Source organism: Gilliamella sp. B2911, assembly GCF_026536965.1.
GTDB classification, from domain to species: Bacteria; Pseudomonadota; Gammaproteobacteria; order Enterobacterales; family Orbaceae; genus Gilliamella; species Gilliamella apicola_E.
This window is the reverse complement of sequence record NZ_JAFNNA010000008.1, coordinates 86,683-105,246: the sequence shown is the minus strand read 5'-3', so window position 1 is coordinate 105,246 and position 18,564 is coordinate 86,683. Positions and strand designations below refer to the sequence as shown.

The 18,564-nt window shown below is 34.0% G+C and carries 14 protein-coding genes and 1 tRNA gene; 9 read left to right on the top strand and 6 right to left on the bottom strand.

Translation table 11 applies throughout. The annotated features are described in order from the left end of the window. Positions 1-1,260: 1,260 nt before the first annotated feature. The 3 genes from J3U27_RS08180 to dusA form a co-directional block, all read right to left on the bottom strand. Positions 1,261-1,337, bottom strand: a tRNA-Arg gene (locus J3U27_RS08180). A gap of 269 nt (positions 1,338-1,606) precedes the next feature. Continuing rightward, on the bottom strand, positions 1,607-3,622 hold the full coding sequence (gene rep / locus J3U27_RS08175; protein ID WP_065734450.1) for a DNA helicase Rep: 2,016 nt from the start codon (positions 3,620-3,622) through the stop codon (positions 1,607-1,609). 96 nt (positions 3,623-3,718) lie between these two features. Beyond that, positions 3,719-4,681, bottom strand: coding sequence for a tRNA dihydrouridine(20/20a) synthase DusA (gene dusA / locus J3U27_RS08170; protein WP_267377229.1), 963 nt, complete (start codon positions 4,679-4,681; stop codon positions 3,719-3,721). A gap of 382 nt (positions 4,682-5,063) precedes the next feature. On the opposite strand from dusA, the gene J3U27_RS08165 reads away from it, so the two are divergent. Continuing rightward, on the top strand, positions 5,064-5,435 hold the full coding sequence (locus tag J3U27_RS08165; RefSeq protein ID WP_220224822.1) for a DUF5362 family protein: 372 nt from the start codon (positions 5,064-5,066) through the stop codon (positions 5,433-5,435). Between the two features lie 86 nt (positions 5,436-5,521). On the opposite strand, the gene bamE is transcribed toward J3U27_RS08165, so the two are convergent. Next, on the bottom strand, positions 5,522-5,965 hold the full coding sequence (gene bamE / locus J3U27_RS08160) for an outer membrane protein assembly factor BamE (protein WP_065563231.1): 444 nt from the start codon (positions 5,963-5,965) through the stop codon (positions 5,522-5,524). 207 nt (positions 5,966-6,172) lie between these two features. Here bamE and J3U27_RS08155 point away from each other — a divergent pair, with 207 nt between their 5' ends. The 6 genes from J3U27_RS08155 (at position 6,173) to J3U27_RS08130 (ending at position 14,677) form a co-directional block, all read left to right on the top strand. After that, positions 6,173-6,784 carry an FKBP-type peptidyl-prolyl cis-trans isomerase gene (locus tag J3U27_RS08155; RefSeq protein WP_220224823.1) on the top strand — a complete coding sequence of 204 codons (612 nt, stop codon included), beginning with the start codon at positions 6,173-6,175 and terminating at the stop codon, positions 6,782-6,784. Positions 6,785-7,147: 363 nt separating this feature from the next. Continuing rightward, positions 7,148-7,969 carry a 4-hydroxy-tetrahydrodipicolinate reductase gene (dapB, locus tag J3U27_RS08150; protein WP_267377228.1) on the top strand — a complete coding sequence of 274 codons (822 nt, stop codon included), beginning with the start codon at positions 7,148-7,150 and terminating at the stop codon, positions 7,967-7,969. An 8-nt stretch (positions 7,970-7,977) separates the two neighbouring features. Continuing rightward, a complete protein-coding gene (gene tadA, locus J3U27_RS08145; RefSeq protein ID WP_220224824.1) occupies positions 7,978-8,475 on the top strand; it encodes a tRNA adenosine(34) deaminase TadA in 498 nt (165 codons plus the stop codon). 124 nt (positions 8,476-8,599) lie between these two features. Then, entirely contained in the window at positions 8,600-9,139 is a 540-nt protein-coding gene (gene hpt / locus J3U27_RS08140) for a hypoxanthine phosphoribosyltransferase (RefSeq protein ID WP_065563227.1), read from the top strand. A gap of 17 nt (positions 9,140-9,156) precedes the next feature. Next, complete coding sequence (locus J3U27_RS08135; RefSeq protein ID WP_305082836.1) at positions 9,157-10,875, top strand: autotransporter assembly complex protein TamA; 1,719 nt, start codon at positions 9,157-9,159, stop codon at positions 10,873-10,875. Between the two features lies 1 nt (position 10,876). Next, a complete protein-coding gene (locus tag J3U27_RS08130; RefSeq protein WP_267377227.1) occupies positions 10,877-14,677 on the top strand; it encodes a translocation/assembly module TamB domain-containing protein in 3,801 nt (1,266 codons plus the stop codon). A gap of 41 nt (positions 14,678-14,718) precedes the next feature. On the opposite strand, the gene mnmD is transcribed toward J3U27_RS08130, so the two are convergent. Further along, positions 14,719-15,432, bottom strand: a complete 714-nt coding sequence (mnmD, locus tag J3U27_RS08125; RefSeq protein ID WP_065563225.1) for a tRNA (5-methylaminomethyl-2-thiouridine)(34)-methyltransferase MnmD — start codon at positions 15,430-15,432, stop codon at positions 14,719-14,721. A gap of 86 nt (positions 15,433-15,518) precedes the next feature. Between mnmD and J3U27_RS08120 the strand changes: the two genes are divergently transcribed. Both J3U27_RS08120 and cmoM read left to right on the top strand, forming a co-directional pair. Next, positions 15,519-16,256 (top strand): 1-acylglycerol-3-phosphate O-acyltransferase, encoded by a 738-nt coding sequence (locus J3U27_RS08120; RefSeq protein ID WP_065734458.1) that lies wholly within the window; start codon positions 15,519-15,521, stop codon positions 16,254-16,256. Next, complete coding sequence (cmoM, locus tag J3U27_RS08115) at positions 16,246-17,013, top strand: tRNA uridine 5-oxyacetic acid(34) methyltransferase CmoM (RefSeq protein ID WP_267377226.1); 768 nt, start codon at positions 16,246-16,248, stop codon at positions 17,011-17,013. Before J3U27_RS08120 ends, cmoM begins: the two co-directional genes overlap by 11 nt. Positions 17,014-17,067: 54 nt before the next feature. On the opposite strand, the gene J3U27_RS08110 is transcribed toward cmoM, so the two are convergent. After that, positions 17,068-18,408 (bottom strand): GntP family permease, encoded by a 1,341-nt coding sequence (locus J3U27_RS08110; RefSeq protein WP_065563268.1) that lies wholly within the window; start codon positions 18,406-18,408, stop codon positions 17,068-17,070. Positions 18,409-18,564: the final 156 nt, after the last annotated feature.

Genomic DNA, 18,564 nt, shown 5'->3' with positions numbered 1-18,564 from the left:
GACTTCCGCTTTTTTATTATTTAGGAAAAAGGTAATTAAAATAGGTCAAATCCACATTAATGATAAAAATCCGTATAATAAATAGGCAAAAATATAACAACCTATTGGTGTGATTATCAATAAAATACCTAATCTTCGCATAATTTTGGTTTTAGCGAAGCATAAAATTATTAGACCAATTACGAAAACTAATAAATAAACCCACCAAAACATAAATAGTGACAATAAAAAAAAACCTACTCCATTTAAATAAATCATTTAATTAACTCCATTAATTATTGTTTTTTCTATTTTTATCCTTTTCGAGTTATTTACCATAATTGACTAATCCGACTTTTATTTCAGAAGTTTAAGAAGACAAAACGATACTGGGTATTAATTCATCAAGTCCAGACAAATTAAATCAGAATATCCTTTTTCATTTTAACTCAACATTGCATAACTGGTTTATTGGTGAAGTTATTTGCCTAATCTGGGATAAAATATGGGGTAGTTTCTAATTGGGAAAGATTATGAACAATAAGTTCATCGGCATTATTACTCATAGTAATTTGTAATTAATATTTAGATAGTTACATTACTCTTTCAAAATAACCTGTAGTATTGAAGTCAAATTTTTTACATTAAAATTCAGTTATCGATAATCCTATTAAATTTTCGATTTTTATCATAATAATTTTTTCAAAAAATTCATTCCAGTGTACATGGAGAACACGAAAATGAGTTAATTTTACCAAATTGTATTAAAGAATATAATTCATGTATTAAAAATGCGTTCATTTTCACAAATATCCTTAAGTTTCACTACCAACGAAAGGCAATTGTAATCAAGCCTTATTATGCTGCCCATGCTTGCACCTCATTGAGTAGACATCACCTTGAATAATCTAAAAGCTTTTAAATTATCTTGCCATATTTCTATATACTTATCTTAATAATCAGCTTTTGTTAAACCGAAAGCCGTTAATTCACCCTTTGACGGCTCTGGAGTATATAAAGCAATAGCAAGCTCAATTCTTTTTTCGCTTTGACCTAACATCGCTTTATGAAATGTAAATGAAAAAGCTTGATCTGCTACAGTACAACTTAAAAGAATTTGGTGGGTAAGAAACGTTAAAATGGTTGAAATAACATAATAACTTGAATGCTATCCATTTGTGCAAATTTTAGATGTGATCACAATCTGTGTCGCAAAATGTAAATAAAGATAATCAAGACTTAAATATTTAACATTAAACCTATAGTTATATTTAATTTTAATGGCGTCCCCTACAGGATTCGAACCTGTGACCTACGGCTTAGAAGGCCGTTGCTCTATCCAGCTGAGCTAAGGAGACATCGATTGGATTTAGTGATTAAACGCTGAGTATTATATAAAGCTATTTTGATCCGTCAATGCTTTTTAATTGATTATCAATCTATATAGACAAAATATCGTCAATTTTGACGTTATCAGCAATAAATTCAATATTAATAATCAGAAAAAATGAAAAAATATTCATTTATTCGATCTCAAAAACCCCGTTCCTCAACTTTTTTTCAGTTATGTCGATAAATTTGTTTAATAATTTGAGCTGTAGTTAATTGTTTTTGATATATAGATAATTTATTTTGCGCTAGCTATTTGCGCTTTTAGCATCGCTAACCGGCTTTGACCTTGTTGCATTTTCTTTTCTGGTGATAGTTCATTACGCTGATCTTGCCAAGCTAAATCGTCTTGTGGAAGTTCGAGTAAAAAGCGACTTGGTTCAACATAAACTGTTTCACCAAATTGTTTTCTCTGCCGGCTGAATGAAAAGGTTAGCTCTTTTTGGGCTCGAGTTATGCCTACATAAGCAAGTCGTCTCTCTTCTTCGATATTGTCTTCATCAATACTTGTTTGATGAGGTAATACCCCTTCAGACATACCAACTAAATAAACATAAGGAAATTCGAGGCCTTTTGAAGCATGTAATGTCATTAACTGTACTTGATCTAGCTCTTCTTCTGTTTCATTTCTTTCTAACATATCACGTAACGTAAATCTTGCTACTGCTTGTTCTAGCGTTAATGCTTCGTCTATTTCATCACCCTGTAACATTTCATTCAGCCAGCTAACTAACTGTTCAACATTACGCATTCGCATCTGCCCAGCTGTTGGTGAGGTAGACGTTTCATAGATCCAACTTTCGTAGTGAATCCCATGTAATAATTCATGAATCGCGGCCATTGGTTCGGAATGTGATTTTTCTATTAGAGAATCGAACCAATGGATAAAGGCATGTAGGGTTTCCATCCTTTTGCCTGATAATAATTCGGTTAGCCCCATATCATGACTTGCATGATATAAGCTTACACCACGTTGATTTGCCCACTCACCCAGTTTTTGGATAGTTGCTGGCCCTATTTCTCGTTTTGGTGTATTAATAATGCGGATAAAAGCATTATCATCATCAGGGTTGGTTAATAGGCGAAGGTATGCCATTAAGTCTTTAATTTCAATGCGAGCGAAGAAAGATGTCCCACCAGAAATTCGGTAAGGTATTCGATACTGCATTAGCATTTTTTCAATTAAGCGAGACTGGTGATTTCCGCGATATAAAATAGCATATTCACCGTATTGGCTATTATTAGCAAAACGATGACCAATCAAGTCATTAACAACCTTTTCCGCTTCGTGTTCTTCATTGTCGGCGGAGATCACTTTTAAATGTTCACCATAACTGAGTTCTGAAAATAATTTTTTTTCAAAGATATGCGGATTGTTTTCAATTAAGATGTTAGCAACTTTTAGAATTCTTCCTGATGATCGGTAATTTTGTTCTAATTTAATCACTTCTAACTTAGGAAAGTCTTGTTTTAGTAGAATTAAATTTTTAGGACGAGCCCCCCGCCATGAGTAAATCGACTGATCATCATCACCAACAACCGTAAATTTAGCGCGGCTACCTACTAATAATTTGATAAATTCATATTGGCTGGTATTAGTATCTTGATATTCATCAATAAGCAGGTAGCGGATACGGTTTTGCCATTTTTCTCTAACTTCTTCATTTGTTTTTAGTAACAATGTAGGTAGTAAGATTAGATCATCGAAATCTAATATACTGCAAGACTTAAGTTGTTTTTCGTAAAGTTGATAGCAGTGAGCAAATAATTTTTCTTTGTTGGTTTGCGCCCTAGCCATTGCAACTGTCGAATCAACGATATCATTCTTCCAATTTGAGATGGTAGAGCGTAATTGGTTGATGAGATCTTTGTCTCCATCGAACCATTGTTGTGTTAGTTCTTTGAGTAGAGCAATTTGGTCGTGGTCGTCAAATAATGAAAAATTAGATTTTATACCAAGATGTTTATGTTCTCGTCGAACAATATCTAAGCCTAAAGTATGAAAAGTTGAAATTTTCAGACCTCTTGCCTCTTGCTTACTTAGCGATTGAGCAATACGTTCTTTCATTTCTCGTGCAGCTTTATTAGTAAAAGTCACGGCAACGATATGACGAGGTAAATACTCTTTGACTCGAATTAGATAAGCTATTTTATTAATGATTACCCGAGTTTTGCCCGAACCCGCACCAGCCAATACAAGGCATGGCCCCGAAACATATTCCACAGCTTGTTGTTGACTTGGATTTAAACGCACAGAAGAAAAGCCCTAAGTAAAATTGTTCGTTAGTATATACTGATTTATCAATCATGCGCAATCAGACGCATGACCAATTAAGCTAGACAAAATTCTTTATTGAATGAAAGTTAATGCGTGTTCAACAACTTCAATTCCCGCTCCTGGTTTATGCGCATTTTCGCTAAGGTAACGTCGCCACTGTTTTGCACCTTTTCTACCATTAAATATTCCTAAGGTGTGTCGCATAATATGATTGAGTTGTCCGCCTTGACTAAGTTGTGTTTCAATATATGGATAAAGAGTTTGTATTGCGACAATAGGATCGATAATTGGCTTATCATCTCCAAAAATTTGCTGATCAATCTGAGTTAATAATATTGGATTTTGGTAAGCTTCTCGCCCAACCATGACACCATCAACATAATTTAGATGATGTTTGATTTCTTCAATGGTTTTAATCCCACCATTTATGGAAATAGTTAACTGCGGATAGTCACGCTTTAGCTGGTAAACTCGCTCATAATCAAGTGGTGGTACTTCTCGATTCTCTTTTGGGCTTAGCCCCGAAAGCCATGCTTTGCGAGCATGAACAATAAATGTATCGGTATATGGCATCACTTTTTCAATAAATTCACATAAAAATGAATAACTATCTTGGTTATCAATACCTATGCGTGTTTTTACCGTGACAGGTATATTTACCTCTTTTTGCATGGCATCAATACAATTTGCGACTAAATCAGCTTTTCCCATTAAACAAGCACCAAACATACCATTTTGAACGCGATCTGATGGGCAACCTACATTAAGGTTAATCTCATTATATCCTCGTTCCTCTGCCAACTTAGCGCATTTAGCCAACGCTATGGGATCACTTCCACCTAATTGTAAACTTACTGGCTGTTCCTGTTCATTAAAAGCGAGATAGTCTCCTTTACCATATAAAATTGCGCCAGTGGTTACCATTTCGGTATAAAGTAATGTTTGTTTAGTTAATATTCGATGAAAATATCGACAATGTTTGTCAGTCCAATCGAGCATTGGAGCTATAGAAAATTTATTTAAGGTTGATTTCATTGATATACCGGTGATTAAAACTGTCTTTGTTGGTTATATTAAAATATTATTATACTTGGAACAACTTCATCTACACTCTTTAAACCTTCATTGTAAATACACTTTAGCCTCAATCAGGCATTAAGCAGCTAATTTTAAGATGTTTAAAGTCTTTTTCTAATATCATTCCCAGTGGTACTATTTTTTCATTTAATTGTCTTACTCAAATGCACGTTGGAGCTAGTCGTTTCGTTATTTCAGGGGTTTACCTTAGAATGATGTGATTAATATAAAAGTTAACAATGTACAATTCTTAAACAAATTTACCTCGACATAGGTAAATAACGTGTTATTCTGACTTGCATTTTTTTAAATATAATAATTGGTAGTGATAGGAATGGAAATGTTAACAGATAATACAGATACTATTTTAATTAAATCAACAGAATTGTTAAAAAGCCAATTGAGATTTATTGGAGTTATGCAACAAATCTTTGGCGTAGTAAATATTGTTATAGGTGCAATTAGCTGTTTAGGTATAATTACAGCTATTGTTGGTATTCCAGTAATAATCAACGGAGTTAAACTTTTTCAATCCGGTAGTGCATTTAGTCTAGCAGCAGCCCTCGGTAGAGGAGAAGACTTTACTGAAGCTATCAGAAATTTACATGGGTATTGGAAATATGTATTAATTGGAATTATATGTACAGTTATTCTTTTCTTTATTTACTTTTTAATCATCTTTTCAATCATTGCTTCTATAGCTAATCACTAATAATTTCCACAGTAATAATTTATCGAATTAAATAAATAAAAACCTCGCAGAATGACGAGGTTTTTTTGAAATTTTTATTCCGATTATTACTCTTCAGGGGCTTGTGGCGGACGTGAACTATTCGGTTGATCATCATCAGATTTTATATTAATTGGGTCTGAAATACCCTGTTGGTTCATCTCTTCTAAAGATAAAGAACCTTCTAAAGACGAAGTTTTAATATCAGTAACTATACCCATTTCATTAAAGTAAATAGCATAATTAATTTGGCTTAATTTTCCATGTTGAGGTTGTTGACGGAAAACATAGTACCAAACATTACCACCAAAAGCTGAAGTTAACATTGGCGAGCCCATAATAAATACGACCTGATCTTTGGATTGACCAACTTGTAATAATTCAATCGCTTCTGGAGAGATATAATTACCTTGATTGATATCAGGTCTATAAACTAAACGGTCAACAAGTGAACAACCAGTTATCGATATACTAGTCACAATTGCAAGCGGAATAAGTTTGAAAAACGACATCTAAATTAATCCATTCAAATATATAATGTCGCTTATTATCGCTGATATTTTGACTAAGCGCTAGATAAAATAAAAAAAACTTAAGTAATATGATATAAAATGTTTGCTTATATTGATGATAATTAACAACTGTTAATATTTTACTTTTTATCTCGAATGTTAATGCTCTATAATAAAAAACTATTCTCAACAAATGACAGGTAAAAAATGAAATTAGATACAATTGAGCAAAAAGCAAGTTATGCAATTGGACTTCAAATTGGCCAACAGCTAAAAGAATCTGGCTTACATAATTTAGAGTTAAATGCATTGAAACTTGCTATGGAAGATGTGCTAAGCGGTAATCAACCGGCTTTACCTTTACAAGAATTGCATGATGCCCTTCGTCATGTTCATGAAGAAGCAGCTAAAGAAAAAGCTAAACAAGCTGAAAAAATTGCCCAAGCAGGTAAAGACTTTTTAGCTGAGAATCTAAAAAAAGATGGCATCAAATCGACTGAATCTGGTTTACAATACGAAATTATTAAACAAGGTGATGGTGCATTCCCTAAAGCAACAGACCGTGTTCGAGTCCATTATACTGGACAGTTAATTGATGGTACGGTATTCGATAGCTCAGTTGAAAGAGGACAGCCAGCTGAATTCCCTGTCAATGGTGTGATTCGCGGTTGGGTTGAAGCATTACAATTAATGCCAGAAGGTTCAAAATGGCGTTTATATATTCCTCAAGAGTTAGCCTATGGTTCGCAAGGGGCTGGCGCTTCAATTCCTCCTTATAGTGCATTAATTTTCGATGTAGAATTATTAAAAGTGCTATAAGTTTATATGGGCGCATTCGCGTCCCTATTATCAAGTTCAATCGCAAATCAATTGCTTTATTTGATCTCTCAATATTTCGCAATAAAAAATGGATATACCAAGCAAGTATTATCTATAAAATAAGACAACGCTTTTTGACTAAAGTGTAAATTATCAGCAATAGGCAAAAATGCCCCCTTCAAATCAATCCTCTTAAAAATATGGTTAAAAGTGCCGTCTTATGGCATCCGTTATTGCTATTTAGTTTCGACTTAGTCACATAAAGCATGAAATGTATATCATTTTGTTTAAGTATATAACTTGAAAGTTTTCCGCTATAATAATTTGTTATAAATATCTGATAAAAAAGTTAAGGAAAGTTATATGGCTACAAGTATGATTCGTATCGCTATTGCTGGCGCTGGTGGAAAAATGGGGCGACAGCTTATTCAATCTGTGTCACAAATAGAAGGGGTTACATTAGGTGCAGCATTTGAACGAGAAGGATCATCATTGGTCGGTAGCGATGCTGGTGAACTTGCCGGAATTGGGGCCTGTGGAATTAAAGTGACTGATAATCTACAACAGGCAAAAGACCAATTTGATGTATTAATCGATTTTACTCGTCCTGAAGGCACACTTGCTCATTTAGCTTTTTGTACAGACAATAAAAAAATGATGATTATCGGTACAACAGGATTTGATGAAGCAGGCAAAAAAGCGATTGCAACAGCCGCTAAGCAAATTGCTATTGTATTTGCTGCAAATTTCAGCGTTGGCGTGAATTTAGTGCTCAAGTTACTTGAAAAAGCGACTAAAATTATGGGTAGTTATACTGATATCGAAATTATAGAAGCACATCATCGTCATAAAGTTGACGCACCTTCTGGCACCGCACTAGCTATGGGCGAAGCAATTGCTGATACTTTAGGCTGCGATTTAAACGACCGCGCAGTTTATTGCCGAGAAGGACATACCGGAGAAAGACCAAAAGATGCTATTGGATTTGCAACTATTCGTGCTGGTGATATTGTTGGTGAGCATACGGCTATTTTTGCCGATATTGGCGAAAGAGTCGAAATTAGCCATAAAGCCTCAAGCCGAATGACGTTCGCCAATGGTGCAGTCCGTGCTGCATTATGGCTTGCTGAGCAACCTGAAGGACTTTATGATATGCGCGATGTGCTTAATTTAAACAATCTATAATATTGAGTATGTTAGATGAAATTTGGATGCGACGAGCATTAGAATTAGCAAAACACGCAGAATCACTAGGCGAAATTCCTGTTGGAGCGGTTATTGTTGATGAACATAACCAAATCATTGGTGAAGGTTATAACCAATCAATAATTAATCATAATCCAACTGCTCATGCGGAAATTATGGCAATAGAACAAGCCGGTCAGCATAAAAAGAATTACCGATTAGTAAATACAACTTTATATGTCACCCTTGAACCTTGTATCATGTGTGCGGGTGCAATCATTCATAGTCGCATCAAGCGTGTGGTCTATGGAGCAAGTGATTTTAAAACTGGTGCGGCAGGTTCTTACATTGATATTCTTTCCCGAACAGGAATTAATCATTATGCTCAAATCATTGGTGGCGTATTGGCTGATGAGTGTAGTTCAATGTTAAGCGCTTTTTTTCAGAAGCGCCGCCAACAAAAAAAGCAAAATAAACAATCAATCCTCAAAACAATTGAAGATTAATTTAATATTTAAAAGAAAATTCTTTTAATCATTTCTTAATTATTTGATAAAAAATTAATTCTTTTTACCTATGAAAATTGTTAAAATCTGTTCTGATTTTTTTAAAGTACACTGAGCATTATTGATGAAAAAGCACACATTAGAAACGATGATATCGGCTGAAGATATCCAAACACGAGTAAGTAAATTAGGACAACAAATTAGCCAAGATTATGCTCAAAGTCAAAACGAGCTTATATTAGTTGGTTTGTTAAGAGGTTCGTTTATTTTTATGGCTGATTTAAGCCGTGCTATTACTGTCGGGCATGAAGTTGATTTTATGACGGCTTCGAGTTACGGCAATGCGGTGGTAAGTAATAGAGATGTTAAAATATTAAAAGATTTAGATGAAGATATTCGTGATAAAGATGTGTTAATTGTCGAAGATATTATTGATACAGGTAATACGCTTAGCAAAGTGATGGCAATACTTAAGTTGCGTCATCCGCGTAGTATTGAAATTTGTACATTACTAGACAAACCATCTCGGCGTGAAGTAGCAGTACCTGTTAAATATATTGGATTTTCCATCCCTGATGAGTTTGTGGTTGGTTATGGTATCGATTATGCACAACATTATCGCCACTTACCTTATATTGGACATGTGAAATTACTTGAATCTTAAACATTATCGAGGTGTATGTGTTACGATTTTCTCGCTCATTATGCTTACTTTTAATGGTTACGACAGCATCAACTTATGCAGATATGAAGTTATCCATTAAAGGATTGTCTGGAGAGCTTGAAGAAAATGTCGACGCACGCCTTTCTTTAATTACGCCAGATAAGATTAATAATACGCCAAATTTCAAACGTTATTTTGAGAGTGAAACGCAAAAAGCACTACGTGCTTTAGGTTATTATTCCCCTACTTTTGAATATGATGAAACCGATCCTAAAGTATTATCAGTAAAAATAACTCCTGGACAACCTGTTAGAATAAAACAATTAAATATCAATCTGAATGGTGAAGGGAAACAAGATAAAGATTTTCAAGAATTAATGGCGACACAATTACCTAAAATTGGTGATGTGTTGAACCATGGCACTTATGAGAATTTCAAGAAAGGATTACAAAGCATATCGTTAAAAAAAGGGTACTTTGACGCAGATATGCCTACTCATCAATTGGCGATAGCTCAATTTGATCATCAAGCTTTTTGGAATATAGACTTTAATACAGGTAAGCGTTACAAATTTAGTAAAGTCAATTTTCCTAATGCAAAAATCCGTCAGGATTATCTTCAAAATATTGTACCGTTTAAAGAAGGTGATGAATACTCTGCTGAAGATTTATCTTTATTAAATCGCCGTCTTAGTTCAACTAACTGGTTTAATTCTGTTGTGGTTACACCAGATTTTCCTCATCTTACAGCAGATAAAGCATTACCCATTGAAGTTGCAACAACACCTAGAAAAAGAAATGCAATGGACTTAGGTTTAGGCTTTTCAACCGATAATGGTGTGCATGGTAAAATTGGTTGGAATAAACCTTGGATTAATAGCCGAGGACAGAGTTTTCAAAGTAGCTTATCCCTCTCATCGCCTGAACAGATTATTACGATGAGCTATAAAATCCCATTGAAAAAAAATCCGATTGAACAATATTATACTATCCAAGGTGGTTATAAGAAAATCGATAATAACGATACCTATTCTCGATCTTATACATTTGGCGTGCTTCGTAATTGGGATAACTTTGATGGTTGGCAAACAGCATTAGGCTTAAATATGTTGCGGGACAACTTCACTCAAGGTGATGACAGTTACAAAACCAACTTATATTATCCATCAGTTAGTATTTCGCGTGTTCGTAATGATGGTAAGTTATTGCCTATGTGGGGCGATTCTCAACGTTTTTCAATTGAAGGCGGTGCTGATGCGTTAGGATCTGATATCAATTTAGTGCGTTTTCAAACGCAACAAACTTGGATTCGTTCAATAAATCAATCTCATCGATTCATTGCTAGAGGTAATTTCGGCATTATCCAAGCCAGTAACTTTGAACGAGTTCCGCCCTCTTTCAGATTTTTTGCTGGTGGTGACCGAAGCATCCGCGGATATAGTTACCAATCCATATCACCTAAAGATAAAAAAGGTAAATTGAAAGGCGCGTCAAAACTGATAACCGGTTCTGCTGAATATCAATACAATGTTACTGGTTCTTGGTGGGGAGCGGCATTTATTGACACGGGTGAAGCGATAGATAAAGTCGATAAAGCTAAGTTTTATACAGGAACAGGCTTAGGTGTTCGATGGGCTTCACCGGTAGGCCCAATTAAGTTCGATTTAGCAACACCTCTAAACAAAAAAGATAAAGGCTCAATACATCTATATATTGGTTTGGGAAGCGAATTATAAAATGGCAAAAAATCCAAATAGAGTAAAAAAAGCTGAAAAAATAAAGCGAATCCGAAAGTGGAAAAAACGCAGTATTGTCGTGTTATCCATTTTTGTTTTTCTCATCACCTTTATTATTTTGATGATCTATACCAGTTTAGGTGTAAAACTAACAACTTACGTACTTAATAAGTTTTTACCAGAATTAAAAATTGAACAAATAGATGGCACTTTTCATAATTTACACCTTCAAGGGCTGTCATTAGAACTTCCGGGCATTGATGTTAAAGTAAAAGATGCAAAATTCAAATTGAATGGTTCATGTTTGATTCAAACCAAAATTTGTGTCAAACAGTTTGATGCTGATGGTGTAAGCGTTATTATTGATACTGACAAAATCAATCGTTCACCAGATGAACCTATTCCCGAAAAACGAGAAACAATTAGTACACCACTACCAATTGATCTTAAGCAGACCCATATCACTAATGTCAAAGTAAAAGTCAATGATATGCAATTTGGCATGTCAGACTTTACCGGTAAAGCTAGATGGGTGAATGAAAAAATTTATGTTTATCCATCAGTTGCTATGGATTTATCAGCTATCTTTGCCGATACTGATGATAATAAATCAATTACTACTTCAAATGATGATTTACCATTAAATCAAAAAATTAACCAAATATTTAATCAACCTCTAATTACGTCACTACCACAAGTTAATATTCCATTAGATTTTGATGTTACTAGTTTAACCGGTAACAATTGGTTGCTACATATTGGTGGTCAAGATTACCATTTCAACCAGGTTAGTATTAAAACGGATATGATTAATAATCATATTATTGTAAAACAAGTTGAAACTGATGCTATAACACCATATGCCAATGGGCATGCTTTTGTATCAGGGCAGATTACCTTAGGCGATGATTGGCCTATTTTTGCTTTAGTGAAAGTGGATACTGAAAGTAATCATCTTAATGGACAGTTTTCAGGAAAATTATTAGGTCAATTGTCCACTTACACCAATATTACCGGATTGAATCAAATTACTATTGATGGGCAAATTAACTTTATTGAGAAATATTTACCATTAATGGCTAAAATCAATGGTAAACATATTCAATGGCCAATTGAAGGTAAGCCACAATATCAGTTAGATAATTTTGATATCGCATTAGATGGAAATACCGAAAAATATAATATGCTAGCCAAAGGCGATATTAAAGGTGAAGGTTTACCTGATACCAGTTTCGACGTTATTGGTAATGGAACAAATCAATCAGCTTCCTTTGATCATGCTAATATTAAATTACCTCAAGGTAGCATTAATATTACAGGTCATTTAGATTGGCAAAAAGCTTTAAAATGGGATACTAATATAAAATTAGATAATGTTGATCTTACTAAAGAATTACCTGACTACCCTATTCGTTTAGCCGGACAATTAAAAACCACAGGGGCATTCGATAAGGATTCATGGCAATTAAATATACCGGATATGCAGTTAAAAGGTAATATAAAACAAGCAAACTTTTTAGCAAATGGCAATTTGTTAGCTGATTCTAACCACTCTATATCAGCCAATAACCTTGAAATGGTTTGGGGTAAAAACCAAATTAACATCAATGGTTCTACAGATAAGGGAAATTTGAATGCGCAACTTAATTTAAGTGCTTTATCATTACTGGTTAATAATCTTAATGGTGCTGTTGTAGGTAATATTAAAATGACAGGAAATAGTGCTTCCCCTGTTATTAATACAAATTTAAATATTAACTCATTAAGTTATGAATCTATTTCGATAGCCAAGGCAAACCTAACTGGCAAAGTTCAATATACCAATCAATTTAGTGGTCAATTGAATCTAGTTGGTCAAAATATCGATATTGCAAGTGAAAGTATCAAAAAAGCTAACATAGAACTTTCAGGTAATGAAGCTCATCACACTTTAACCATCAATCTTGATGGTAGCCCTCTTTCCATGACAACTTCTGTAACAGGTGAACTTGATAAAGAACATACTATATGGACTGGAAATATACCACGTAGTTTAATAACATTAGGTGATAAGAGCCGTTGGCAATTAACCAAGCCGATCAGTCTTTCTTATGATATCACTAAAGAAATTCCAACTATTGGCGCTCATTGTTGGCGTGATAATATTTCAAGTATCTGTTTAGATAAATCATTTTCCATTGCGCCAAATAATGAAACATCAATTACATTAAAAGATATTGATCTGGCTAAGTTACCTATTCCAAATGATGGTGAAACTAAAATTGATGGTTTCATAAATGGAAAGGCAAATATTAAATTTGATGACTCAAGCAAAATTCCAAGTATCAAAGCAAATATAACTAGTAATAAAGTTTATGTTAAACAAATGATCACTAATCAAGCTTTGCCGATTCCATTTGATTTATTCAATATCAATGCAGAATTTAATGAGCAACAAGCTAAGCTAGATTGGCGTTTTAGTTTAAATAAATTAGGAAAGATCACTGGCGATTTATTAATTAAAGATCCTACCGCCAAAAAAGAGTTAAGTGGCCAATTGAATATTGACAATTTGGCATTAGCGATTGTGAATCCGTTATTGAGTAAAGATGAATATGCCAAAGGCGCTATCAATGGTAATATCAAATTCTCTGGCTCATTAATGGACCCAATCTTAAATGGTGGCATCAATTTAAGACATAGTGATATTAAGACTTATCAATTACCAATTGATGTAAAATCCGCTATGGTTGATATTAAATTTAATGGTAAATCATCAACATTAAAAGGTGTATTAGTAACTAAATCTGGAAATATCAATATTAATGGCCAAGCTAGTTGGAATAACTTTGAAAAATGGCAAGCTAATATAACTGTAAATGGTGCCGCTATGGAGGTTACTGTACCGCCAATGATTGTTATGTCTGTCATTCCAGACATTAAGATCGAGGCAACGCAAGATGAACTAACGGTACTTGGTAAAGTTTCAATTCCAAAAGGTAAAATTACGGTTGATTCACTTCCGCCTTCAAGTATTGATGTTTCTCCTGATGAAGTAATGTTGGATAGGAACTATAAACAAATTCAACCACAAAACTTTGGTATGAAAATTAATAGTCATATCGAAATCAATATTGGTGATAACGTCACGGTCGATGCATTTGGATTAAAAGCATCATTAAAAGGGAAATTGATCGCAACACAGACTAATAAAGGGTTAGATTTACATGGTGAAATTCTTATTCCTAATGGTCGATTCCATGCCTATGGACAAGATTTAATTATCCACAAAGGCGTTGTCACTTTTTCAGGACCAACCGATCAAGCTATCTTAGACATAGAAGCAATAAGAAATCCTGACTCAATGGATAATAGCAATATTACAGCAGGGATTCGAGTTAAAGGATCTACAGAAGATCCTAAGATCGAAATATTTTCTGATCCAGCTATGTCACAACAAGAAGCACTTTCTTATTTAATTCGAGGTCAAGGTCTTGATAGCTCCGATCAGAGTGACAACGATATGATGACGGCATTTTTAGTCGGTGTTGGGACAGCAAAAACAGGAAAATTCATCGGTGATATAGGTAATGCTTTTGGAATTAAAAATCTAACTTTAGATACTCAAGGAGCAGGCAATAATTCAAAAGTGGTAGTGAGCGGCTATATTTTACCTAATCTACAATTAAAATACGGTGTAGGTATTTTTGACTCATTAGCAACGTTTACCTTACGATATAGACTTTTACCAAATTTATACGTGGAAGCTGCTTCTGGTCTAGCGCAAACTTTAGATCTTATTTATCAATTTGAATTTAATTAATTTCAAACTCTAATTTAGTTTGTCAAAATTGGCAAACTAAATTAAGATTTACTGCCAATAAGCATTTCTCGCTTAACCCCAAATCCCTTATGTTTTTTGACATTAAAACCTGCATTGATTAAATTACGTCGAACAAAGCCTGCCGCAGTAAAAGTAGCAAAAGAACCTCCTTCATTCGTTAAGTCATAGCACTTTTTAAAAAGCGATTCCGACCACATTTCAGGATTCTTTGCAGGTGAAAAACCATCAAAAAACCAAACATCAATCAAACAATTTTGTTGTTTTAAAAACTTTGGATAGTGAGTGATATCGTCATAGCAAATAACTAAATGAGTATCATCTAAAACAATACTTTGAGACTCGTTTAAAGAATCTCTTAATTGTTTGGCTAGTAAACTCAAAGAATCATTACTGTTGATTATTTTACTATGAACTTTTGACATTTCTTTTTCAGATAAAGGATATTTTTCAACACTAAAAAAATCCAATCTTTTAAGGGGACTATTAGGTTTATTCTCTCTAAATTGTTTGAACATTTGCCAAGCAATTAAAAAACTTAGACCTGTACCAAAACCTGTTTCTGCTATAGTGAAGCTTTCGCGCTGATGTAGCAAAAAACGCTCATATAAACTATTTCCTTCAATGAACACATAACGAGTTTCATCGATTGCGCCGTTGGTATTAAAATAGATATCATCAAAATAACGAGAAATTGGGGTTTGATTTTCATCCCAAATGATTGTTGATTCGTGCATAAACATCCTTCAAAGCGATATTTAACAAACTGTATATTCTTATAGATTACGTATATAATACGCCAAGTTAACTTATGAGGTAAATTATGGTTTTTCTTTTTCGCTTAATCATCGTGTTATTTATTGGTATTTTAACTTGTGTACTAGGCGTTATTTTTTGCTTATTCAATCCTCGCAACCCCAAAAATGTGGCTCGATTTGCCCATCTTTTCAGCTTTTTCTTTAAACCAATATTAGGAGTAAAAGTCGATACTCGTAAATACCCCGAAATTGAAAATTTAGGTAGCTGTGTATTTATTGCTAATCACCAAAATAATTATGATATGGTTGTCGCTGCTGATATTGTACAGCCTAAAACAGTTACGGTAGGCAAAAAAAGCCTTGCTTTGATTCCATTCTTTGGTCAACTTTATTACCTTACAGGAAATATTTTGATTGACCGTAACAATAAATCAAAAGCTCGTGATACGATTAATTTGGTCGTTAAAGAAATAAAAAAACGTGGTATATCAATTTGGATGTTTCCTGAAGGAACCCGTAGTAAAGGGCGAGGTTTGTTACCCTTTAAAACAGGCGCATTTAAAGCAGCTATTGCAGCTGGAGTCCCTATTGTGCCAATTTGTGTATCGGATACAAATAACATTAAGCTAAATCGCCTCAATAATGGTCATATGATTGTCGAAATGCTCTCGCCTATTGAGACAAAAAATTTACGTAAAGAAGATGCAAGAACTTTGATGGAACAATGTTATCAACAAATGTCAGAAAAAATTGCTCAGATTAATTTAGAAGTAACTAAATTAAATAATAAATATGACTGTTAACGATCGTAATTTTGATGATATTAGCCATAAATTTGCCAAAAATATTTATGGTACAACTAAAGGCAAAATCCGAGAAGCTATTGTTTGGCAAGAACTTGAAAACATATTAGCCAAATATCCTAAACCTATCAACATCCTTGACGCTGGTGGTGGTCAAGGACAAATAGCGTGTAGACTTGCCAAATTAGGACATAATATAACTGTTTGTGATATTTCCAAACAAATGCTGGATTTAGCTAGCCATCAAGCGCAGCAAGAAAATTTAACCTTAAACTTTATTCATTGTTCAATTCAAAATCTTGATAAGTTTATCGATCAACCTTTTGATCTTGTGATTTGCCATGCTGTATTAGAGTGGGTAGCTGATCCTGTACAGATAATCCAATCTTTAAAAAGACATCTAAAAAAAGAGGGTTATTTATCTTTAATGTTTTATAACTATCATGGACTATTATTTAAAACGGTGACATTAGGTAACTTTGGATATACTCAATCAGGACTTGCTAAACGCAAAAAGAAAACCTTATCGCCTGATTATCCTCGTGATCCAAATCAAGTGTATCAATGGCTAATTGAACAAAGTTTTGAGATTACGAATAAAACAGGAATCCGAGTCTTTCATGACTATTTAACTAATAAGTCAAAAGCAGAAACTCATTTTGATCAGTTATTAGAAATTGAAAAACAATACTGCCAAATCGAACCTTATATTAACTTAGCTAGATATATTTTAGTTACTGCAAAATTATTAAATTGAAATTTATAGAAGATATTAAGGATAGCATATTCCTTTACGCTATCCTTTTTTATTTTAGAAGAAAATTGCATTAACAACTAATAATGTAACCGTTCCTGCAGCCCAAAGAACGGTAGTTGTCATACTCCAAACTTTAATTTGTTCTTTAACTTCTGTAACCCCTAATGAACGATTAACCACCCAAAAGTATGCATCATTGAAGTGAGAGAACATAAATGATCCAATAGAGCACCCTAACCCTGCCATAATTGGATTTACACCTAGTGTCCCAATCATTGGGGCAGTAATACTTGCTGCTGTAATCATTGCAACCACACCTGATCCTTGTATTAGTCGAATCAAAGTCGAGATTGTCAACGGTAACAAAATACCTGGGACTCCAATTTGAACAATATACTCTGCGATTATTTGCCCTGTCCCTGAATCACGCAACACCATTCCTAATGCGCCACCGCCACCAATGACAAGCAATATAATACCTGCTGATCGAATTGAATTTTCCATTTGATGTACAACATCTTTTCTTGGGAATGAATTGGTTAAGGCCATTATTGCGATTAATAACCCAATTCCAACAGCAACAATTGGGTGCCCGATAGTTTTTAACATAATAGCAATAGAGTTATCCCATTTCATTTCATTAACTAATGTCGCAGTTAATATCAGAATAATTGGAGTAACTATTGGTGCAAAAGATGCTAATGCGCTTGGTAATTGTTGGTCATCTTGTATATTTTGTGATGTAACAGTCAAGCGTTCCCGTGTGAAGTTTTCACCATCTTCAGTTGGAATTTGATAAATGCTACGACCCACATGACGAGTATAAATAAATCCAGCAATAGTAATGGGTATAGCTACAACCATTGCCCATAGCATATATTCACCTAGTCCAATACCAAACTGAGAAACAACACCAAATGGCCCAACTGCTGGCGGGATCATACTATGACTAATAACTAATCCCATTGCTAATGTTGAACCAAGTCCCACAACGGACTTACCTGTACTACGAGAAATTGCCTTTACAAGAGGTAATAGGACAATAAATGCTGAATCACAAAAAACAGCCAAACTAACTAATAATCCTATAATAACTAGGGCTAATTCTTCTCTTCCTTTCCCTAATAAATTAATAAAAACTTGAGCCATTTTTTGTGCAGCACCACTCATCTGCAAAACAGACCCCATCATAACACCAAAACCAATTACAATTCCGATGTTACCAAGTGTGTTACCAAAGCCTTTACTAATTGTTGCTATCATAAACTCACCAGGCATTCCCCCTAATGATCCCGTAATTACAGCAGATATAATTAATGCAGGAAATGCTTGAATTCTTGTTTTTAAAATCATAAAAAGTAATAAAGTTATTGCAACAAGCAAACCAGCTACCATTCGCCAGCTACTTTTTTCAATACTATGTAAACTTCCTAAATAAAAAACAATTAATCCTACAACCACTAGAATAATGCCATTTAATAAGACATAAGGATAAAGTGATTTTTTATTATTTTCTTTTTTAGACATATGCAAACCCTCCTTCGACAATGA